Below are 21,853 nucleotides of genomic sequence, written 5' to 3' on the forward strand. Positions count from 1 at the left end.
ATATGAGTATCGATCTATCGCAGTTTATCCCAACCTTTCTCGAAGAAAGTTTCGAAGGGTTGGAGCTAATGGAATCAAGCTTGCTCACATTAGAGCAAGGAGATAATGATACCATTCACGCTATTTTCCGTGCCGCGCACTCGATTAAAGGCGGCGCTGGTACGTTTGGTTTTCACCGAGTTACCGATTTTACCCATGAGGTAGAAACGTTACTCGATGAAATGCGTGATGGTAGAAGACAGGTATGTCAAAGCGATGTTGACCTCTTACTTAAATCAGTTGACTGTATTAAGTTATTAATTGAATCATCTCGAGATGGTGTTGATTGTACAGATCCCTCGATAAACGAAGTTCACCAAGGATTAGACCAAGCATTAAATGGTGATACGCCACCGCAGGCTAATACGCCAGTTGCCCAGTTACAACAAGATGTGCCCGATGATGTTGCTGATGAAGTCACAGGGGGTAGCGAGCAGCAGTGGAATATTAGTTTTAAGCCTAAGCATGAAATGTTGCAGACTGGCAACGATCCCGTTCATATTTTTAACGCCTTGGCTGAGCTTGGCAGTGTAACCTTGCAGGTTGATACCAATGATCTGCCGCCGTTACCAGAGCTACATCCCGAAGAATGTTATTTAAAATGGCAGTTAACGTTGATCTCTGGGTGTCCTAAAGAAGACATCAGCGAAATTTTTGAGTGGGTTGAAGATGAGTGTGAATTAAGCATCACATTAGCGAGTGCGATTGAAAATGTTGATCCTGACTCAGCGCAAGACCAGGAGACGGAAGAAGTCGAGTCAGTCGCCGTTACTGAAAATAGTACGCCAGCCGCCAATCCTGCAGGTGAAAAAAATAAATCGAGCAGCAAGAAAGCGGTTACCGCCGATGCTGGCGGCTCAATTCGGGTTGGCATTGACAAAGTTGACGCCCTAATTAATCGGGTTGGCGAATTAGTTATTACCCAAGCGATGTTACAGCAAGTAGGCGAGGAACTTGCCGCTGACGGTGGTGACTTGGTTGATAAATTACGCGAAGGTTTAGGTCAGTTAGAAAGCAATACCCGTGATTTGCAAGAAGACGTAATGCGGATCAGGATGCTGCCTATTAGCTTTGTGTTTAATCGTTTTCCGCGAATGGTCTACGATGTCAGCTCTAAACTCGGTAAAAAAGTTGAACTGAAATTATCGGGTGAGCAAACCGAACTCGATAAAACCGTGATGGAGAAAATTGGCGACCCACTGGTTCATTTAGTGAGAAACTCACTCGACCATGGGTTAGAAACACCCGCAGAACGTCTGGCTGCAGGAAAGGGGGAAACCGGTACAGTTCATCTTAATGCTTATCATCAAGGCGGTTACATCGTGATTGATATTAGCGATGACGGTCGCGGACTGAATACCAAAAAAATTCTTGAAAAAGCCCTTGAAAAAGGCTTAGTAACCAGCGACCAAAACTTAACCGATGATGAAATAAATCATCTGGTTTTTGCACCTGGCTTTTCAACGGCTGATGAAGTCAGCGATTTATCGGGTCGTGGCGTGGGCATGGATGTAGTCCGGCGAAATATTGAATCGCTTGGCGGCCATGTGTCATTAATATCAACGCCAGGTAAAGGATCGGTGTTTAGTGTTTGCTTGCCGTTAACCTTAGCTATTCTTGATGGTCAATTGGTTCGCATAGCGAATGAGACGTATATTGTGCCGTTGATTGCGATTGTCGAATCCGTTCAGATCTCACCCGATGCATTAAAAGCCATTGGCGGACGTGAGAGTTTGTATTTGTTTCGTGAAGAATATATTCCACTGTATAACGTGCGTGTCCTGTTTGATATTCCGCATAAACCCAGCGAACAAGACGAAGGCATGGTGATTATTGTTGAAAATGGTGGCAGTAAATTTGCATTAATCGTCGATGACTTACTTAGTCAACAGCAAGTTGTGCTTAAGAGCTTAGAAGCTAATTATATGGCGGTGGAAGGTATTTCTGGCGCGACAATTCTGGGTGATGGCAATGTTGCGTTGATTGTTGATATTAAAGGCCTCGCGTCGTTAAAGCAGTCAAAAGCCAAACAGTTGAAGGTTAATCGCCAACAGATTGAGGAGTTTGCATGAGTATTACACCGGTAAATTCAGCCGCGATGAATGACAATGAGCATGTTAATAGTCGTCAATATTTGTCGTTTATTTTGGCTGGTGAAGAATATGCATCAGACATTTTGAAAGTTCAAGAAATTCGGGATTGGACCTCATCGACGTTTGTCCCGAACAGCCCACAATATATTGAAGGTATATTGAATTTACGCGGCAACATCATTCCGATTATTAATTTGCGGACCCGATTTAATTTGCCCAATGATGAAAAATTGGTCAACCGTATTGTGATTGTATTGACCATAGAAACGGGTGGTCGCAACCGCTCGATGGGCTTATTGGTTGATGCCGTTGCCGAAACTTATGATGTTGATATGGATAAAGTCAGATCTGCCCCTACAGGCAGCAGCGTGATAGACGATGAGTTTATTACCGGTTTAACAACGCTAGATAATAAAATGGTTATTTTACTTGATGTTGATGAGCTACTTAGTTCAGGAGAGCTAGGTCTTGCAGCAGTCTAATTCAGTTAGTTTTTCACTCAGATAGCATAAGGTTCAGGGAGAACAAGAATGAGAACAAACATGCCAGTAACAGATCGTCGGGTTCGTCTGCAGTCGGATCAGAACTTAGTGACCAAAACAGATCTGCAAGGAAGGATTACTTATGTAAACCAGGGTTTTATTGATATTAGTGGTTTTAGTGAACAAGAGTTAGTTGGTGAAAACCATAACATAGTACGACACCCAGACATGCCTGAAGCCGCCTTTAAGGATTTGTGGCAGACCTTAGAAATGGGTCGTCCTTGGGTGAAATTGGTTAAAAACCGTTGTAAAAATGGTGATTATTACTGGGTTAAGGCCAATGTAACACCCCTGGTCAAAGATGGCCGCGTGGTCGAATACATGTCGGTGCGGACCGAACCAAGTGATATGGAAGTAGCCGATGCCGAGCGTTTATACGCGCAGCTTAACCGCGGTGAGGCTAGCATTGTATCACCGACCAAACTTAAAGAAAAAACCTTACTTTCAAGCATCACTAAATGGGCCGTCGCAAGTGCTACCGTTGCGTTAGGTATTAAAGTAAGCGTGCTCGCTTCACCGCTCGACTCTGTTTACTCTTCATTGGGTCCGATCATTGGTTTCATGATTTTGGCGTATGGCACGGTTAGAATTATCAAAAAGCAAGTCATACTACCACTTAACCAAGCGATGAAAGAATTAGAACTACTGGCGCAAGGTAACTACGCCTCAACAATACCGGTCGAGCAAAAGGGTGAAATGGGCGAATTGATGCGCAAAGTTAAATCGATTCAGATTTCACTTGGTTTTGAAGTCAACAATGCCAAAGAATTGGCCCAAAATGCTGATCGAATTAAAGTGGCGCTTGACCGAGTTACTTCTAACGTGATGATGGCAGATAACAACTGCAATATTATTTACTGTAATGATGCTGTTGTTGATATGTTGATTAACGCTGAAGAAGATATTCGCCAAGATTTGCCTAACTTTGATGCTCGTAATTTAATTGGTACCTCGATTGACGGTTTCCATGTTGACCCATCTCACCAGCGCCGGATGTTAGAAGGTCTCAAAGCAACCTTTAAGGCAGAAATTAAGATCGGTCCACGTGATTTCTCATTAATTGCATCACCCGTGGTTGACGAACAAGGTAACCGTTTAGGCAGTGTGGTTGAATGGGCTGATATTACCCAACAGTTAGCGGCAGAGGCTGAAGTTGAAACAATGATCCGTGATGCCTCACGTGGCGTGTTAAGTACCCGACTTGATGCGACTAAATACGATGGCTTTATTGGTAAAATTGCAGGGGGCATGAATGAAATGCTAGATGCGATAGTTGAACCGATTAGCGAAGTTAAACGCGTTGTAAGTTCGTTGGCCGAAGGCGACTTAAGTGCTCGCATGGAAGGGGATTTCGAAGGGGAATTCACCGAACTTGATGACTCATTGCAAGCCGCCATGGTTAAGCTCGATGAAATTGTTGGTGAAATACGTAATGCCAGTGGATCGATTGCCTCAGGCGCGGAAGAAATATCTAAAGGTAACGGTACATTAAGCACGCGAACTGAATCTCAGGCCGCGAGTTTGGAAGAAACCGCCGCCAGCATGGAAGAAATGACCGCAACGGTACGTCAAAATGCCGATAATGCCCAGCAAGCCAATAAGCTGGCTGAAAATGCCAAGGTATTAGCCGAACAAGGTGGCGAAATATCTGCAAAAGTTGTGCATTCTATGAGTGAAATTAGCAAATCAAGCACGCAAATATCGGAAATTATCGGGGTAATCGACGAAATTGCATTCCAAACGAATCTATTAGCGTTAAATGCCGCCGTTGAAGCAGCGCGAGCTGGTGAACAAGGGCGTGGCTTTGCTGTCGTGGCAGCCGAAGTACGTAACCTGGCGCAACGAAGTGCCGGCGCCGCTAAAGAAATCAAAGGCTTGATTAGTGACAGTGTCTCCAAGGTTGAAGAAGGCGGGCGTTATGTTGATGAGTCTGGACGAGCGCTTACTGAAATAGTGGGTGCAATCCATGAAGTATCATCAATCGTTGGTGAAATTGCTCTAGCCAGCAAAGAACAAGCAACTGGCATCGATCAAGTTAATGTCGCGATTACGGATATGGATGAAGGAACACAGCAGAACGCCGCGTTAGTTGAAGAAGTTGCCGCCGCCTCTGAAAGCATGGAAGAGCAAGCGGTGACCTTACGTCAATTGGTTGGTTTTTTCTCTTCATAAAGTCATAGCGTGCTAACCCCTGCCGCGTCATCTCGTGCGCCTAATAAGCGCCGGGCAAGCAATCGTCCTACTGCGAAAGCTAAGTCGAAAGCACCAGCGGTTAAAGCCGAAATGGAATGGGAAGAGTTTTAACTGAGGGTTAGTTAATGTCGATAACGAAAGCAGAGGCTAGACCACTAGCCTCTTCAACTAAGACGCGTGAGTTCGATTTTACTCACGCTGACTTTAAGCAAGTGCAACAGCGTATTTATAAGTACGCTGGTATTTCGCTCGCTGATCATAAAGTTGATTTAGTCTATAACCGCTTAGTCCGCAGAATACGTTCACTAGGGATTAATAGCTTCACCCAATATTTTGAGATCTTGGACACGCAGAAACAAGAGTTTAATAATTTTGTTAATGCGATGACTACAAATTTGACCTCGTTTTATCGTGAAGCGCATCACTTTGAATACATTAGTGAAACATATTTACCTGCGTTGGCGAAAGAGGGGCAAGACAAATTAAGGATCTGGTCTTCTGCGTGCTCGGTCGGTGAAGAGCCATACAGTATTGGCATAAGCTTGCTTGAGTCGGGGCTTAATTTATCAAATTGGGATGTCGAGATATTAGCGACAGATATTGATACTGAGGTTTTGGCCACGGCTAAAGCGGCAATTTATGCGCTGGATCGCATTGAAGGCTTGTCAACCGCGCGTAAAAAACTGGGCTTTTTACGCGGCACTGGTGACAATCGCGATCAGGCGTTAATTAAACCACAAATCCGTAAATGGATGAGATTTAGCTATTGTAATTTAATGGAAGATTGGCCGATTGACGCCCAGTTAGATATTATATTCTGTCGTAATGTAATGATTTATTTTGATAAAAAAACTCAAAATATACTATTTGACCGGATGGAAAAGCAGTTAAAACCAGGTGGCTTATTGTGCATTGGACATTCTGAATCGCCGGCAAGAGACATGAAAAATTTTAAATTGCTTGGGCGAACAATGTACCAAAAGATCAAGTAGGGAGCAGTAAATGGGACTTAGCCAAAACCGAATTAAAGCATTAGAGATGCCAAAATACCCTGAATTTGAACACGTCAGGCGCTTTTGGATGCCCCAGCAGCAACTTTTTGGGGTGAAAATTGTTGCAGGAGATTTTTATGTCAGCAATCAAAATGAAATGATTTCAACGGTGCTTGGTTCTTGTGTTAGTACCTGTATACGCGATCCAAAAGCAGGCGTCGGTGGAATTAATCATTTTATTTTACCCGATACCGATTGCGATATTCTATCGGCTTCAAATCGTTATGGGGTTTTTGCGATGGAGCAATTAATTAACTCGATCATTAAACATGGCGGTGATCCGAACAATTTTGAGTTTAAGCTAACCGGCGGCGGCAACATGATGGGGGCAGGCATCGATATTGGCCAGCGCAACATTGAATTTATCAAAAAATTTATCGCCACCGAAGGTTATTAAATTAGGAGTGAAGCTCTCGGTGGCACTCAGCCGCGTAAGATGTTGTATAACGTTACCACAGGGCGTTTGTTAGTACACAAACTTCAAGATAAGCGCAACGATCGTTATCACGCGCTTGAAGTAAAAGAACAGCAACGTAAACATCAAACATATTCTGATGATGTTGAACTATTTGACTAAGGAAAGTCGGATTATGGCAATTAAAGTATTGATAGTTGATGACTCAAAGCTAGTGCGACAAATCTTAACCGAAGTTTTATTTCAATATCCTGAAATAGAGGTAGTCGGCGCGGCTAATGGGCCATTTGAAGCCCGCGATATGATCAAAGAACTCAAACCTGATGTGTTAACACTTGATGTTGAGATGCCAGACATGGACGGCATTACTTTCCTTAAAAACATTATGAGATTAAGGCCTATGCCGGTGGTAATGTTGTCGACGCTGACTGAAAAAGGAGCCGATACCACCTTGCAAGCCCTAGAAATTGGCGCGGTAGATTTTATTGCCAAACCAAAATCAGAAACATTAATGGGTAATTTGTCGGCATTTAATAACGCCTTGGTGAAAAAAATTAAGTTTGCGTCTCAAGTCAATGTTAAAGCCGGAAGTGTTACCTCAGATAAAGAAGTAAATATTAATATTGATGCGTCGCAAAGTCGCGACGTAATCATTGCAATGGGAGCATCGACCGGCGGCACCGAAGCATTGCGCCATGTTTTGGTCAAAATGCCGGCTAACTCGCCAGCGGTTGTTATTACCCAACACATACCGGAAAATTTTAGTCGTCGTTTTGCTAAGCGGCTTAATGGTCGGTGCAAAATGACTGTTCATGAGGCACAGCATGGCCAAGAAATACTCCAGGGTAATGTTTATATCGCCCGTGGCGGTCAACACCTTCAAGTTAAACAACGAGAGGGTAAACTCGTGTGTTACCTCGATAATAGTGAGCCGGTTAATCGGCATAAACCTTCGGTTGATGTCATGTTCGAATCGCTAAGCCGGATAGCGGGCATTAAAGTTTACTCGGTGCTGTTGACGGGCATGGGGGCCGATGGCGCTAAGGGAATGCTAATGCTTAAGCAAAATGGTCATTACAGCTTAATTCAGGATAAACAATCGAGTTTAATTTGGGGCATGCCAGGTAAAGCGTTTGAAATAAATGCACATTGCCAACAGAGTTCGCTTGATAATGTCGCAGAAACCCTGCTTAATAGAATTAGTCAAGGATTGACCCGCACCTCAAGGAGTAGAAATGACAGTGCCAAAGCCTAAACTTATTATTGTTGCAGTGATAGCTAGTGTCCTGTCAGTTATTTTTCAAATATCACAACTGCCTATTGTATGGTCGATGCTGGCACAAGCAGTAGTGGTCGTTATGTTATTCTGCCAACTCAAGTTTGGGCTTAATTCGGTTGATACCTCTAATGCAAAAGCCGTACAACTCACTCCAAAAACGAACCACAGCGACCACTTGTCAGCTAGCGCGATTAATACCGCCTTATCAGAAATTTATAAAGAACTTGAACTGACCTTTGCATTTGAACGCGAAATTATTGATCAAGAAGTTAACCGAGCCACCAGTTTAGTCCAGGGGGCGGTTGGCGGCATGACCGACTCTTTTCATGACATGAAATCGCTAACCGATCGTCAGCATATATTACTTAACGAATTAGTTAAAAATAGTCCTGGAGCGGCAGATAGCTCCGATGACAACGTTAATATGCAAGACTTCGTCAACGATACCTCACTACTACTTGAAGAATTTGTTGCTGTAGTGATTAATACTTCTAAGCAAAGTTTGACCACCTTAAATTATATCGATGATATGGTGGTTCAGCTCGATAGCATCTTTAATTTGCTTGAGAATGTCGAAGGCTTAGCAAGCAGAACTAACTTATTAGCCCTTAATGCCAGTATTGAAGCAGCACGTGCTGGTGAAGTGGGCCGCGGCTTTGCTGTGGTCGCCGATGAAGTCAGAAATTTATCTTTCTCATCTTCAACGTTAAATAATCAAATTCGCACTGCGATTGATGGCTCTAAGGAAACGATCGATATTTTACGCAGCTCGGTCGAAGAAATGGCTTCTTCAGATATGACCAAAACACTTGAAGCAAAGTCTAAGATCAGTGATATGTCGACCACAGTTGGCGAAATTAATGATCATATGAAAGAAACGATTGAGGCATTAAGTAGCATTGGTGATGAAATGGATGCTTCAGTCGCTAACGCCGTTCGCTCATTACAGTTTGAAGATATTACGACTCAAGCGTTGCAGTCGGTTAGTGGCAATATCGATAAATTTAATCAAATTAGTATTGAATTGCAGACGTTGACCCAAAACGCTGAGCCGATTGAGTCTCAGGTTGAGCACATCCGAAAGATTTGTGGGGCTGTTAGGGCCGAAGCTGCACAAATAAAAGAACACCGAACTGTGTCGCAAGAAGATATGGAAGAAGGTGAAGTAGAATTATTTTAATTAAGAAAAGGAAGTAATTATGGCTATTGTAAGCTCAAAATCACAGGACGATAAAGATATTCTTATTTCGGTAACAGATCGTTTCGATTTTTCTCAATACAAAGTTTTTCGAGATAGTTATTGCGATTGTACCAACTCGGGCACCTTGTTTCGTCTTAATTTAAGTAAAGCAAATTATATGGACTCATCGGCCTTAGGCATGTTATTGCTGCTCAAGGAACATGCGGATCAAATCAAAGGTAAAATAGTGATTGAAAAGCCGAACGACGCGATCAATAAAGTCCTTGAAATTGCTCAATTCCAGCACTTAATTGAAATAGTGAGATAGTTCAGTGTCGATGCTGTTAACTGATTCTCGTGATAAAACGGTGTTGATAGTCGGGAATAATCCTGACTTTCACAGTCGCCTTGCCGAAATTATTCGTTCCGAAGGCTTTAAAGCCGTGGTCGCGAGTGATGGCATGCAAGGCATGGTTAAATATTACCAACAAACCCCTGACCTGGTATTGCTTGATTATAAGCTGCAAGGTATGGGGGTGCTCGATGTGTGCCGGCAACTTAAAGCATTGTCGAGTGACCGTTTAGTACCGATTATCATTATTTCTGGTTATCTTAATGACGAAAGCATCACTAAATGTATTCAGGCGGGCGCTGACGATATTGTTTTTAAACCCTTTTCTATGACCATTTTTAGGGCACGAATTTACGCCATGTTTCGCATTGGTGATTTATATCATAAATTGTGTACCTTAAAAAATCAGCAACAAAGCGATGAAGAACTCGCTGAGCAATTGTTTAGTGAAGTGGTCGAAAAGGGCAATGTTGCTGAAGATCAAATTAAAATCTTTAAACGTTCCGCTGAAACATTTAGTGGTGATGTTCAATTAACAGCGTTGTGTCCCAATGGTGACATTAATGTGATGCTGGGTGATTTTACCGGTCATGGCTTAAGTTCGGCGATTGGTGCTATCCCGTTATCAGACACATTTAGGGCGATGACAGACAAAGGGTACGGTACGCTTGATATCATTAAGCAAGTGAACCGAAAAATGCATCGATTATTGCCTACACATATGTTTTTGGCGATATCTATGGTGTCATTCTCGATTGCGGAGCAATTAGCGCATATCTGGAATGCTGGCATGGAAGACATCTTTGTTTTTGACGCCCAAACAGGCGAATTAAAACATCGGATCCCTTCGTTTCATCCGCCGTTAGGCATTGCCGTTAATTTACTTTTTGAAAAAAAGCCAGAAACGATTCCGTTAGGCACTCATGATCGGATCATTATGTATAGTGATGGCATTGTTGAGGCCAGAAACAGAGCCGGGGAATTTTTCGGCGAGCAAAGATTGCTCGACGCGACTCGCCAGGGGTTTGCCGATAACGATGTTCAGGGCCATATTATTGCTGCGCTTGAGGTTTTTTGTGAAGATTTACCGCAAGACGATGATATATCCTTAGTCGATATTAATTGTGACATTAGTTTATATAATGAATTTTTGGTACCGACCCAAGTTGATAAAAGTCATCTTCAAGATGATATCCTGACGAACCAGATGCTTAATGGTATATCTGGTTCGGATGAGCAATGGGATTGGCAGTTTTCCTTAGTTGGTCATAAGTTAGCCTCGGTTAACCCCATTCCATTGATCATGAATCAATTGCATGAAATTGAGGCACCAGGCGATCATTGGCATAGTTTATATACCGTGTTGACTGAATTGTATGTCAATGCACTGGATCATGGGGTGCTCAAATTAAGCTCAGAAATTAAGAGTTCTCCGCAGGGGTTTGCACAATATTTTGAAGAAAAAGAGCAACGACTTGAACATTTGACCAATAGTTGTTTTGTTAAAATTAGACTACATCACGAAAAAATTGAAAATGGTGGGATACTGTCAATTTCAATTTTAGATTCTGGGTCTGGCTTTGAGTTTTCCCCCTGGATTGAGATACCCGATGACGATTCCGTAGAAAATACGTTACCAACCAATCAATTTAGTGGGCGTGGCATTAAGTTGGTTCGTCAAATCTGCCAAGATTTGGTTTATCTTGAAAATGGTAGTTTGGTTAAAGCGACTTTCATTTGGTCTAACTAGCAACGAACAGTTTTGTCGATAGAGCGGCCCTAATCATTGATCATGGTTGGGGTCTTTGTATTTGTCTTCGTCTTATATACCCTAGGTGTTTAATTGAGCTTAGAAGCCGTGGGATATGGCAATCGCATAGGTTATGTCACCCAGTAGCTGGAACATCACAAATTGAAAGTATTGGAGTTTGATAACGTAAGCTTAAGCAGCATGTTTTTCGATGGATGTAAGCTATTAGAGCAATTACCGAGCAGCTATTGCTAGTACAGCCTCAGAGCTACACACTAAGGCATAATCCTGATGCTATTAGCATCAGGAAGTCAGTACAAGTCGCAATGGGTTTACGGCTGCTGGCTATTATGCGATATGCTCAAGCTGATTAAATTGGTGGTCAGTTAACAGGCGGTCAATATCTAACAGCAATACTAAGCGTTGGTCTATCTCAACTAAGCCTTGCATATACTTAACGTTGATGCTGCCAGCGCAATCGGGGCTGGGTTTAATGTCTGCCTGATTGACGGTATGGGTATCTGAAACGGCGTCGACAACAATGCCCATCACCGTCTCACTGTCGTTATGATTAATATTGAGTACAATAACCACTGTGGTTGGGCCGTATTCAACCTGTTCAAGCGAAAAGCGCTCACGTAAGTCGATGATCGGCACAATATGGCCACGCAGGTTAATGACTCCTTTAATAAAACTAGGTGTTTCAGGCAGCGTGGTAATCGGTGTCCACTCTCTGATCTCATTGACTTGAAGGATGTTTACTCCGTACTCTTCATCATTGAGAAAAAATGATAAAAATTGGCAGGCGCCAGACTGCATCCATTCCATAGTATTTGCACTTTGATTTTCATTATTGGTTTGCATTAGTTGTTCCTTCAACAGATGAGTTTTACTTATATCTATTTAAGCAAATTATTCTTGGTGATTTCAACTAATATTGTTGTGAAATGTAATAAATTCTGGTTAATATAGTAATTAAGATTCACCCAAATGGATTAGGGTGTTGCGATTAATGTATTTCTAATGCAATAATTTTTTGAATCTATTTAACAGGGAGTAGTTTATGGATTCGTGTAAGCGGGTACTAATTGTTGATGACAGTAAGTTAACTCGGATGATTATTTCAAAAATAATCGAAGAAAACTTTACTGATTGGATCGTCACAGAAGCGGTTGACGCCACCAGTGCTATTGAACAAGCACAACAAAATCAATTCGATTTCATTACCTTAGATTATAACATGCCAGGCCTATCTGGTTATGACGTTTACCCTATCTTAAATGAGCTGCAAACAGAGGCTCATATCGCGGTTTTCACAGCCAATATTCAAAAAGCAGTCAAACAAAAATTCGAAGCGCTTGGTGCTTCTTTTTATTGCAAACCTATCGATCAAGACGTCATTCTCGATTTTTTTGCTGTGGAGGCTTAGTCATGGAACAACAAATTGTGCCTGAAGATTATCGCGATACTCTCAGTGAGTTATTTAATATTGGAATGGGTAAAGCGGCAAGTAGCTTGAGTGATATGTTAAATGATGAAATTATTTTAACTGTCCCCCATCTCGATAGTATGACTTACGAAAATGCGATGCGATTGTTCGGTGCCAATAAAGAACAGGACATTGATGCCGTTGAACAGAAATTTTATGGTGATTTTTCTGGCAGTGCATTTTTGTTCTTTCGCGGAAAATCTAGCCAAGAGTTAGTTAAGCGAATTTTAGATATCGATGTAAATAGCCAAAGCGCTGAGACCGCAGAACTCAGTGAGTTAGAACAAGAAACATTAGTGGAAGTTGGCAATATTATTCTCAGTGCTTGTTTTGGTTGTATTGCCGATGTGCTCGATTGCCAATTGGAGAGTGAAGTCCCCATTCTTGCATGCGGAAATATTCACGACGTACTGAGTATTGAACGGATGAAGTTTGGTGAAACTCCGGTGGTATTAAGTCTGTCGATGACTTTTTCTTTACCAAACAAGTTAATTCAGGGCCAAATTTCATTATTAATGACCACGGCATCGGTCAACAGTTTGATTAAGGAATTAGAACGTTATATTCAACTGTATGTATAAAATTTAGTTGTTGTAAGTAAGGCCGGCTGGTGTTGTTACCAAGTTGGCAAGTATGTATGTATATTGGGGTATTATGTCGGGGAATTTAACTACTTTGGCCAAGGTTTTGGTCGATTGTATCAATTGTGGCGTGTTAGTGGTTGATCTTAAGCATTGTGTGCTGATGGTGAATCAATGGCTACTCGATAAATCACCGTTACAGCGCCATCAAATCATTGACGCCAAGCTCGATGTGCTGGTCAATTTCAGTATGCCAACTGAATTATCCCAAGCCATAGAACAGGCGATTATTGAGGGGCGTACTACGACCTTGCCTTACTCGAAGCAACCGACTATTTTTCGACTGTTTATAAAAAATCGGGACCATTCGCAATTATTTGAACATCAATGTCATGTTACTCCTGTCGTCATTGACGGCCAGCAACTCGCTGTTATCCAAATTACCGATGTCAGTGCTGCAGTGACTCAACAGCACCATTTACTTCAAAGCAACAGTTTACTGCGTCAGTTTACGTTGGCGGCCTACGCCAGTCCCAATACCATTATTATTACTGATGGCCAAGGGACGATTGAATACGTTAATAAAAAATTCAGTGAAATATCGGGTTATGCCGCAACCGAGGCTATCGGCCAGTCTTATTTGACTCTTTGTTGCAATCAAGAAAATTCACAAATGCTTGGCTTGATCAAGCAGCGGTTGTCGCGGGCATCAACCTGGCAGGGTGAGCGAGTTAACCAGCGAAAAAGCGGTGAATTGTATTGGTTTAAAGAAAAGCTATCACCTATTGTTGACCACAGCGCAAGCATCAGTCATTTCGTTATAACGCAAGAAGATATCACTGAGGTTCATACCATCAGTCAACAAGTAACTTATCAAGCTTCGCACGATTTATTAACCGGCATGATCAATCGTCAAGAATTCGAACGAATATTAACGAGTTTGGTTGAGTCGGCCAAATTAGCCAGCCATCAGCATGTGTTGTTTTTTCTCGATTTAGATCAATTTAAGATTGTTAACGATACCTGTGGCCATGCCGTAGGTGACGAGCTATTGCGCCAGATAAGTACCCGTCTGTTAACGCTATTGAGTTGTGATGATACGCTTGCGCGAATTGGTGGCGATGAATTTGCTATTATTTTACGTTATAAAAGTATCAGCCAAGCTACGGCCTTTGCGCAGGAACTAATTGAGTTTGTTAAGAAATTCCGATTCCGTTGGGAACAACATGTTTTCACGCTTGGTGTCAGTATTGGCATTACGGCCATTACCGCGCAAACGACTAATTCTGCTGACATTATCATTCAAGCTGATAGCGCATGTTACGCGGCTAAAGACGCTGGTCGTAATCGGTATCATGTGTATCATGCAGACGACCAAATGTTAGTGCAGCGCAAAGGTGATACGTACTGGGTCACCCAAATAAATGACGCACTTGAGCACAACCGGTTCGTGTTATACGCTCAACCTATTGTGCCTATTTTAACCGATGAAAAAATCAGTTTTGAAGTCTTAGTTAGGTTAAAACAAGCATCGGGTAAACTGATTGCCCCGGGTGTTTTTTTACCGCCAGCAGAACGGTATAATTTGTCCCACCGGATAGATGAATGGGTTATTGGCCATACCTTAGACTGGCTTGATGCCCACGCCGACGAAATTGACCATATTGACCATATATCGATTAATCTTTCAGGCCAAACTTTGTGTAATGAGGTGCTGTTAGCACATCTTCAAAAGGTGCTAACACTAAGTACCATCAATCCGAAAAAACTCGCGTTTGAAATTACTGAAACAGCGGCGATTGCCAATCTAGATTATGCCCAGTATTTTATCGATACTTTACGTGGGTATGGCTGTAAATTTTTACTCGATGATTTTGGCAGTGGTTTGTCTTCGTTCGCGTACCTTAAAAATCTTCATGTTGATATTTTGAAAATTGATGGCATGTTTGTCAAAAATATTCTTAATGATCCCATTGACGAAGCCATGGTGCGTTCAATCAATGATGTTGGTCATGTTATTGGTATGAAGACAGTCGCTGAATTTGTAGAAAATGACCAAATTAAGCAGCGTCTAATTGAAATAGGCATCGATTATGGCCAAGGGTACGGATTGGGCAAGCCAGAACCTATTGATTACATTTTATCGCACCGCAGGGTCGCCACATAAGTTGTAATTTAAAACAGGCTAGGTTAATTTACGCAATCAATAATGTTAATGGTTATCATGATGTTTTCTTTTTTTAAACCAGCCCCGATTATTTCAAGCTCGTCACGAGAGTGGATTTTTGATCGATTTCAATTACTGATTGACCATCTTGGGCCTCGCCATTTTATGAGCGAAGCGCAGCTGGTGTTACCGACGGCTAAATATTTTCCTAGCCACGCTAATAACCCCGAGCAACTCGCGCAATCAACATTGCAGCAACTGACCCAATACGCAGGAATGGCACAGTGGCCGATAGATCTCAAGCAACATCATGTGGCAACGCCATTGCCGCGGTTAAGTTTCTCACAAGGCTATCACGGAGAATCTGCGCAGGTTATTAACGATTTTAGTAGTAGCAATCGGATTGAAATCGCCCTCGATATTACTCAATACCCAAAAGCTGAAACCTTAGTCGCGACATTAAGTCAGCAGCTGAGCAGTTTGTTGTTAACCTATAGTGAAATAACGTGTGATGACTCGGAGTTTATTGCCTTAACAGAACTGCTCGGCACTTTATTAGGTTTTGGGGTGATGTTAGCCAATACCTCTTACCAATTTAGGGGAGGGTGTGGCAGTTGTTATCAAAGCAATGCAAATCGAAGAACAGGGTTGAGCGAAGAGGAAATGGTGTACAGTTTGGCTATTTTCTGTCGTCTAAAAGCTATCGATAACCATCAAGTGTTGCCACACTTAAAGAAATATTTACGACCTGTTTTTAAGAAGTCCCTCAAAGATATAGCAATAAATGCTAGTCAATTTGAGTTGTTGCAACAGCGTATCAACCTAGCCAAGGTGAAATAGGCTAGGTGATATACTCAGCGTTCATGTTGTCAGATTAACGACGTTTCTTTTTTGGTTTTTTCTTTTTAACGATATTTTTTAGCGCATCTTCAGCTAATTTTTGTTGAACAATAATTTCTTCAGCCACGGCCATTTCTGGTGTTTCAAGACAAATACGACCAATGATGCCTTGGCGATATTCGTGCAGCAATACTTCACAAGTTTTGTGCATATCAATGCGTCCGCCAGCACGTTTAAAGCCGCGGTTTGCGCCAATAGCTTCCATTAACTCCCAGTCACCCTCAGGCAGCTGATCTATTTTGTAACGAGTTCTTAATAACTCAGGATATTGCTGCATCATATATTCGGCAGCATAAAAGGCAATGTCTTCGTACTCAAAAGCCGTGTCTTTTATGGCGCCAGTAATTGCTAGGCGGTAACCACTGTTCTCGTTATGCACTTTAGGCCATAAAATACCCGGTGTATCACACAACACAATACCGTTTTTAAGGTTAATTCGTTGCTGGCGTTTGGTTACCGCTGGCTCGTTACCAGTCTTGGCAATAACACGACCCGCCAAGATATTAATAATGGTCGACTTACCGACATTAGGAATGCCCATAATTAAGGCGCGAATATCTTTGCCTGGCTGATCACGATGTGGCACTAGTTTACGGCACAAGTCCATAATCTTGTTGACTTGAGATGCTTCAGTCGTGGTAATCGCCAGTGAAGACGTTCCCTGCTGTTGATCTAAGTGCTGTTGCCATAATTCAACCGTTAGGGGATCGGCTAAATCACATTTATTAAGTACTTTAATTAATGGCTTGTCACCACATAATTCCTTCGCAAATGGGTTCTCGCTTGAATAAGGGATTCGTGCATCAACCACCTCGATGACAACGTCAATTTGACCCATTATTTCGTGCATTTCTCTGCGGGCTTTGTGCATATGACCCGGAAACCATTGGATAGACATAGTGTGACTCAATAATAAAAAAACGAATTGTAGCCTGTTAATAGATTTTGGTTAAGTGTTAGTTCCTAAAAATACCACTATCGGCATGTTTATTTGTCAATCAGGGGACGTAGCTCGGGTATTTCACCTATCGCTCCAAGATTGCCATCCTCAATCATGCAATGATACAATAGCGAGATTAAAAAACACGCTATTGTATTACTCATGAAAAAAATCACCTTATTCACCACTAATAATTGCCCGCACTGTAATGAGGCTAAAAATTACCTAGACAGTAAAGGTCTCAAATACAGATTAGTGAATGTAAAATCACCCGCAGGAAGTAAAGAGTTTGCCAAACTCAGATTAAGAAGTGTCCCGATCCTTAAAATTGGTGATACTCAAATAAATGGCTTTTCAATTAAGGCATTTAACAACGCATATAATCAATAAATACACTTCATTGATAAACCCTGCCAAGCGCTCGAAATTGCTTTATCTAACGTGTTGTACTCCCTAATTTATGCTCGGTACAACTTGGCACCGCTCAGCACAATAAGATATTAAATTGCGCTAACTATATCCTGTATTGTGGTGTTACATCCGCTATAATCAGCGCCGAAATCTCGCTAAAGGAAAAGAACATTGGTCGTAAATAATTTTTATAATATGGTGTTTCCAGTATTGTCACTGATGCCAGTGTGTGCGCTGGTCATTATTTGTCTGTTGTTAAAAAAGGGCGAGTTGTGTCCCGGTCAGCGCAGTAGATTCCAAGGCGAATTAATTACGATTTGGACCATCCTCTGCGTCGGTTTAATGATGGGCATCGAATCACAAATAGCCAGTTGGATTTTAGTTGTTGGTGGCCTCGGTGCTGGTTATGGCGTGTTATTAAGTATTTGGCAGGGTAAGTTGCCTGGTAAGCGTTCTATTCCAGATAAGGCAATATATTTCTCATTAATCCCATTAACTATATTTACGCTTGGGGTGTTGTGCTCACAACCCAACGGTTTTGCCATATTACCCATGGTTATCTCGGGCACGGTATTGGCCCATTTGCTGTTAGTTAAAGCGAAAAGTAGATTGCAGGCGTTCAACAAAATTTTACCCTTTGTTGGCATTAGCGCCGTGTTGTTAAGTTTAATTACTATTATGGCGACCATTGGCTTGGGTGCTGACGTCACGTTGTCGCAGGAATCACTCAACGACCTATTATGGTTGGTTGGTTTCTTGTTTGGAGGGGTGTTTTTATGGCTATTGCCAGCGATATCCAGCAATCCACAAAGCCATACATTACTTGGCATCGCGACCTTCCTTATCCTTATTTCGCAAGTTCTTGCCACTGAATTTGTCGCAAAACTAGGCTAGCAGCATAATGCTGGTTAAGCTGTAAACTCGTCATGATCGCCGTGGCGAGTCAGGGCAAGTGCATTATAATTTAGGTATCGAACCTTATTACGTAAACTCGTGGTGAATACATCTGTATGAGATTGATTTATATCCGGTTTAAAATACAGTTTACTGCACATGCACCGATATCTTGACCAGTGTCGGCGTTTTACTTAAACGCTCCTGCCGTGCGTGGTGAGTAGCTGCGCTGCTTAAAATGTAGTCACCTTGGTTGTTTTGTCATATACTGGGCTTGATAGCGCTAATTTATAACAGCCCTGTTATACCAATAACATATTGGTCTAAGACAATTTATTTAAGATCAAACATCAATTATTGATTAAGTGTTACCGGTATAGTTTTCGTGAAAGCTGCAAGGTTTATTAGCGACACGATTAATAACGGAGGATTACTTAAATGAAATATGAACCCGACGAATTGCATCCCATCCTTAATGCTGCAACGCAGATGATAATCGATTTATACGAACGTGAGCACACTGAAAATATCCGTAAAAAGTTGATTTCGTTAGAAAGCACGTTAAGCAAAAACCTCGACCAATTAGAGAAAAACAAATCCTTAGTAGAATCATAAATATTGACTATGGTTAAGCTGTTTGTGATGTTATTTCGAGGGCAATGATCTGAGTGTCGTGGTGTGAGCGCTTAGAATAACTTGTGGTATTTCAGTGAATTTTAGGCATAAAAAAAGGATGAATCGTATTCACCCTTTTTCGCTAGTCTTTAAAAATTAAAGAGCTACGATGTTCTCAGCTTGAGGACCTTTCTGACCTTGAGTTACAGTGAACTCAACTTTTTGGCCTTCAGCAAGAGTCTTGAAACCAGAACCAGTGATTGCAGAGAAGTGTGCGAAAACGTCAGGACCGTTTTCTTGCTCGATGAAACCAAAGCCTTTTGACTCGTTAAACCATTTAACTGTACCAGTAGTTGTAGACATAATAATATCCTATTAATGCAAGAGTAATTGCGCCTTATTATTAAGGCAATTTGTGCTGAAAGTGTTGTTATTACTTATGGTAAACAGGACGAGGCTCTTGTTAAAGGACTTCGAAATGACGTGCATAAATATAAGTCGTACTTGGAGCTGTTTGGAATTATATACAGCTTTATCTTGGAGTCAACGCCTATTGAGTCAGTTTTTAACCGATTGTTCGTTACAGTGCTCGGTTAATGAAATGTTAAGCAATAAGACTAAAATGTTTATTTAGTGCTTATTTATAGTTTAATCAATGATTTACTGGTGATATTGGCGGTGAGTTCAGCTGTTTTTTTGCTCAGTAAAGATGTGCAAAAAATATTCATTTTAATTTTGTTTACCATCAAAATACTAAGCATAAGCAAGATGTTATCATTAGTGGCTGCGACAAAATCACTATAATCGATGGCAATATATCGGCCCTGTTTTTTGAATATTAAGTGTGTTGTAACTGATGTAAAGCTGGCACAATTATCGGACGAGGTTTAAAATAACCAATCTGTCTAATGCTTGTTAAAAATCAAATTATTAAGGTAAATCTATTGTGTCAAAAATTGTTATAGTCGTGATTTTAATTGTTGTGGTGCTGTTATTTCTGCGTCGTGGCACTGAAAATAAAAAAGTAGCCTTAGAAAATAAAGAAATTGGCAGCGCGTTCCTGCTTGAAAATAAAACCGATGTAGAGATTAAGGTTACTGAAAGTGGGCTGCAATATGTCGTATTAACGACAGGTGACGGCACGGTTCGTCCTGGCGCTAAAGACAAAGTCAAAGTGCATTATCACGGTACTTTAATCGACGGCACTATCTTTGACAGCTCAGTAGATCGTGGTACCCCGATATCATTTGGCCTTAATCAAGTGATTAAAGGTTGGACCGAAGGGGTGCAGCTAATGGTCGTTGGCGATAAGTACCGTTTTTATATCCCAAGTGAATTAGGTTATGGCGATCGCAGTGCGGGCAAAATCCCAGCGGGCTCGGTCCTAATATTCGAAGTAGAATTGTTAGCAATTAACTAACGCGTTTGGCGATGTAACTTAACAAAGCCAGTCGCTTAAGTTGTTACGACTAGCGGTAGCGGCTTAACCTAGGCGTTATCGCGAAAAAGAGTTACAATACCCTATTGTAACTCTTTAATATTAAAGCAATATTTTTTGATGATTTTACCTCCTGTAATACCTTTATTCGAAGGTTCCGACACCATTAAAAATGGCAATAGCGTTGTTAACCAATACATTACCCAGTTATGTTTGTCAGACATTAGTGATGCCGGGGTTGTGTTTGAGCATGCAACCGATATGTTGTACGAACAAAAAAACACTGAAAATAGCTACAAAGCCTATCGCAGCGAACTAACAACCTTTTTACATTGGTGTTTTGACGTCGCTAAGTTATCGCCAGCGCAACTCAGCCGCCATGATATTGGTCGTTATGTCGACTATTGTAGTAATCCGCCGATTGAGCTGATTGGTTACTTTAACGTCGCGCAATTTACGGTCAACAAAGAGCAACAGGCAAAATGCCCTAATGTTAAATGGCGGCCTTTTACCGGTAAAAAACGTGACAATGTAGAACAACCCTATGTGTTAAGTGATAGTGCGTTAAAAACAAAAATTGCGATTGTATCGGCATTTTATCTGTTCTTGATGGGGGAAGACTATTGCGAACGTAATCCGGCTCAGATTTGGCTTAATCGCAGTCGTTTCTCTAGTCGCAAAAAGTTCAAATTAATCAATGACGACGATAACCTAAAGTCATTTACTGAGTTGCAATGGTCTTACGTGGTGACCGTGGTCGATAAGTTAGCGCAGGATCAGCCACTGGTTTATTGTCGCAGCCAGTTTTTAATTAAATTAATGTATAGTTGCTATTTACGTATTTCAGAAATTTCAGCCCGCGCTGGTTATTCACCGGTAATGGGCCAGTTTCGACAAAATCGTCAAACTGGAATTTGGCATTTTTACTTGCCCCAAAGTAAAGGTGGCAAGCAGCGCAACATTATGATCTCTAATCAGCTGTTGGTCAGCTTAACCCAATATCGTCAGTTTTTAGGCTTAACCGATTTACCGCAGCGAGATGAGCAGCACCCGATCTTTATTCGTCATCGTGCGGCAGGGCGGGGTCGTGAGGCGGGTGTTATTAATGCTAACCTTGGGGTGCGCCAAATGCGAGACGACATTGAAGAGGTGATTAAGCTGGCAGCCGATGCCGCGCTAAAAGATGGTTTTAGCCAAGACGCCAATGATATGCGCGACATGACCGCGCATAATATTCGCCATACTGGCATTACCCACGACATCAATATTAATCGTCGGCCGCTATCACATGTCCAAGCAGATGCTGGCCATGAAAGCATCGATACTACGTCACAATATTTACATACGAGTCAGGCCGAACGTCATCAAAGCGCAATTTCAAAGCCATTAAATCACCTTGATGGCATCGATTAATCGGCTGGCAATGTATAGAGTATTAGTAACGTTAGTTTTTCTTAATCAGTACTTAATAGAAGGATAGGCAGTTTGGCATTAATTCTAATTTCAATTATCGCGACTTTATT

The 21,853-nt window shown here is 41.7% G+C and carries 22 protein-coding genes; 19 read left to right on the forward strand and 3 right to left on the reverse strand.

The window, feature by feature from the left end; genetic code table 11:
• Positions 1-2 precede the first annotated feature (2 nt).
• The 10 genes from HRU23_12265 to HRU23_12310 all read left to right on the forward strand — a co-directional run bounded on the left by HRU23_12265 (position 3) and on the right by HRU23_12310 (position 10,895).
• Positions 3-2,111, forward strand: a complete 2,109-nt coding sequence (locus HRU23_12265) for a chemotaxis protein CheA (protein NRA54911.1) — start codon at positions 3-5, stop codon at positions 2,109-2,111.
• 26 nt (positions 2,112-2,137) lie between these two features.
• Complete coding sequence (locus HRU23_12270; GenBank protein ID NRA54912.1) at positions 2,138-2,614, forward strand: purine-binding chemotaxis protein CheW; 477 nt, start codon at positions 2,138-2,140, stop codon at positions 2,612-2,614.
• Between the two features lie 48 nt (positions 2,615-2,662).
• A complete protein-coding gene (locus HRU23_12275) occupies positions 2,663-4,846 on the forward strand; it encodes a PAS domain-containing protein (protein ID NRA54913.1) in 2,184 nt (727 codons plus the stop codon).
• Positions 4,847-4,992: 146 nt separating this feature from the next.
• Positions 4,993-5,859, forward strand: coding sequence for a protein-glutamate O-methyltransferase CheR (locus HRU23_12280; GenBank protein NRA54914.1), 867 nt, complete (start codon positions 4,993-4,995; stop codon positions 5,857-5,859).
• A 10-nt stretch (positions 5,860-5,869) separates the two neighbouring features.
• Positions 5,870-6,316 carry a hypothetical protein gene (locus tag HRU23_12285; GenBank protein ID NRA54915.1) on the forward strand — a complete coding sequence of 149 codons (447 nt, stop codon included), beginning with the start codon at positions 5,870-5,872 and terminating at the stop codon, positions 6,314-6,316.
• Between the two features lie 39 nt (positions 6,317-6,355).
• Positions 6,356-6,496 (forward strand): hypothetical protein, encoded by a 141-nt coding sequence (locus HRU23_12290; GenBank protein ID NRA54916.1) that lies wholly within the window; start codon positions 6,356-6,358, stop codon positions 6,494-6,496.
• A gap of 13 nt (positions 6,497-6,509) precedes the next feature.
• The gene (locus HRU23_12295) at positions 6,510-7,589 is read left to right on the forward strand and encodes a chemotaxis response regulator protein-glutamate methylesterase (protein ID NRA54917.1); all 1,080 of its coding nucleotides are present in this window, start codon (positions 6,510-6,512) and stop codon (positions 7,587-7,589) included.
• Positions 7,570-8,793 (forward strand): hypothetical protein, encoded by a 1,224-nt coding sequence (locus HRU23_12300; protein NRA54918.1) that lies wholly within the window; start codon positions 7,570-7,572, stop codon positions 8,791-8,793. Before HRU23_12295 ends, HRU23_12300 begins: the two co-directional genes overlap by 20 nt.
• 19 nt (positions 8,794-8,812) lie before the next feature.
• Positions 8,813-9,121: an STAS domain-containing protein gene (locus HRU23_12305; protein ID NRA54919.1), complete on the forward strand. Its 309-nt coding sequence runs from the start codon at positions 8,813-8,815 to the stop codon at positions 9,119-9,121.
• Positions 9,122-9,125: 4 nt separating this feature from the next.
• Entirely contained in the window at positions 9,126-10,895 is a 1,770-nt protein-coding gene (locus tag HRU23_12310) for a SpoIIE family protein phosphatase (protein NRA54920.1), read from the forward strand.
• 348 nt (positions 10,896-11,243) lie between these two features.
• On the opposite strand, the gene HRU23_12315 is transcribed toward HRU23_12310, so the two are convergent.
• A complete protein-coding gene (locus HRU23_12315) occupies positions 11,244-11,723 on the reverse strand; it encodes a purine-binding chemotaxis protein CheW (protein NRA54921.1) in 480 nt (159 codons plus the stop codon).
• Positions 11,724-11,958: 235 nt separating this feature from the next.
• On the opposite strand from HRU23_12315, the gene HRU23_12320 reads away from it, so the two are divergent.
• The 4 genes from HRU23_12320 (at position 11,959) to HRU23_12335 (ending at position 15,972) form a co-directional block, all read left to right on the forward strand.
• Positions 11,959-12,324 carry a response regulator gene (locus tag HRU23_12320; GenBank protein ID NRA54922.1) on the forward strand — a complete coding sequence of 122 codons (366 nt, stop codon included), beginning with the start codon at positions 11,959-11,961 and terminating at the stop codon, positions 12,322-12,324.
• Between the two features lie 2 nt (positions 12,325-12,326).
• Positions 12,327-12,965 carry a chemotaxis protein CheC gene (locus HRU23_12325; GenBank protein ID NRA54923.1) on the forward strand — a complete coding sequence of 213 codons (639 nt, stop codon included), beginning with the start codon at positions 12,327-12,329 and terminating at the stop codon, positions 12,963-12,965.
• 73 nt (positions 12,966-13,038) lie between these two features.
• A complete protein-coding gene (locus HRU23_12330; GenBank protein ID NRA54924.1) occupies positions 13,039-15,132 on the forward strand; it encodes an EAL domain-containing protein in 2,094 nt (697 codons plus the stop codon).
• Positions 15,133-15,189: 57 nt separating this feature from the next.
• Positions 15,190-15,972 carry a hypothetical protein gene (locus HRU23_12335; protein ID NRA54925.1) on the forward strand — a complete coding sequence of 261 codons (783 nt, stop codon included), beginning with the start codon at positions 15,190-15,192 and terminating at the stop codon, positions 15,970-15,972.
• Positions 15,973-16,006: 34 nt separating this feature from the next.
• Here HRU23_12335 and ylqF read toward each other — a convergent pair whose 3' ends face one another.
• Complete coding sequence (ylqF, locus tag HRU23_12340) at positions 16,007-16,930, reverse strand: ribosome biogenesis GTPase YlqF (GenBank protein NRA54926.1); 924 nt, start codon at positions 16,928-16,930, stop codon at positions 16,007-16,009.
• Positions 16,931-17,134: 204 nt separating this feature from the next.
• Between ylqF and HRU23_12345 the strand changes: the two genes are divergently transcribed.
• The 3 genes from HRU23_12345 to HRU23_12355 all read left to right on the forward strand — a co-directional run bounded on the left by HRU23_12345 (position 17,135) and on the right by HRU23_12355 (position 18,892).
• A complete protein-coding gene (locus HRU23_12345) occupies positions 17,135-17,362 on the forward strand; it encodes a glutaredoxin family protein (GenBank protein NRA54927.1) in 228 nt (75 codons plus the stop codon).
• A 192-nt stretch (positions 17,363-17,554) separates the two neighbouring features.
• Positions 17,555-18,277 (forward strand): hypothetical protein, encoded by a 723-nt coding sequence (locus HRU23_12350; protein NRA54928.1) that lies wholly within the window; start codon positions 17,555-17,557, stop codon positions 18,275-18,277.
• Positions 18,278-18,715: 438 nt separating this feature from the next.
• A complete protein-coding gene (locus HRU23_12355) occupies positions 18,716-18,892 on the forward strand; it encodes a hypothetical protein (GenBank protein ID NRA54929.1) in 177 nt (58 codons plus the stop codon).
• Positions 18,893-19,048: 156 nt separating this feature from the next.
• Here HRU23_12355 and HRU23_12360 read toward each other — a convergent pair whose 3' ends face one another.
• Complete coding sequence (locus HRU23_12360; protein NRA54930.1) at positions 19,049-19,255, reverse strand: cold-shock protein; 207 nt, start codon at positions 19,253-19,255, stop codon at positions 19,049-19,051.
• Between the two features lie 583 nt (positions 19,256-19,838).
• On the opposite strand from HRU23_12360, the gene HRU23_12365 reads away from it, so the two are divergent.
• Together HRU23_12365 and HRU23_12370 are read left to right on the forward strand one after the other, a co-directional pair.
• Positions 19,839-20,312 (forward strand): FKBP-type peptidyl-prolyl cis-trans isomerase, encoded by a 474-nt coding sequence (locus tag HRU23_12365; protein ID NRA54931.1) that lies wholly within the window; start codon positions 19,839-19,841, stop codon positions 20,310-20,312.
• A gap of 138 nt (positions 20,313-20,450) precedes the next feature.
• The gene (locus tag HRU23_12370) at positions 20,451-21,743 is read left to right on the forward strand and encodes a tyrosine-type recombinase/integrase (GenBank protein NRA54932.1); all 1,293 of its coding nucleotides are present in this window, start codon (positions 20,451-20,453) and stop codon (positions 21,741-21,743) included.
• The last annotated feature ends 110 nt before the right edge of the window (positions 21,744-21,853 follow it).

The sequence above is a fragment of the Gammaproteobacteria bacterium genome, from assembly GCA_013214945.1.
In the GTDB taxonomy this organism is placed as follows: Bacteria; Pseudomonadota; Gammaproteobacteria; order Enterobacterales; family Psychrobiaceae; genus Psychrobium.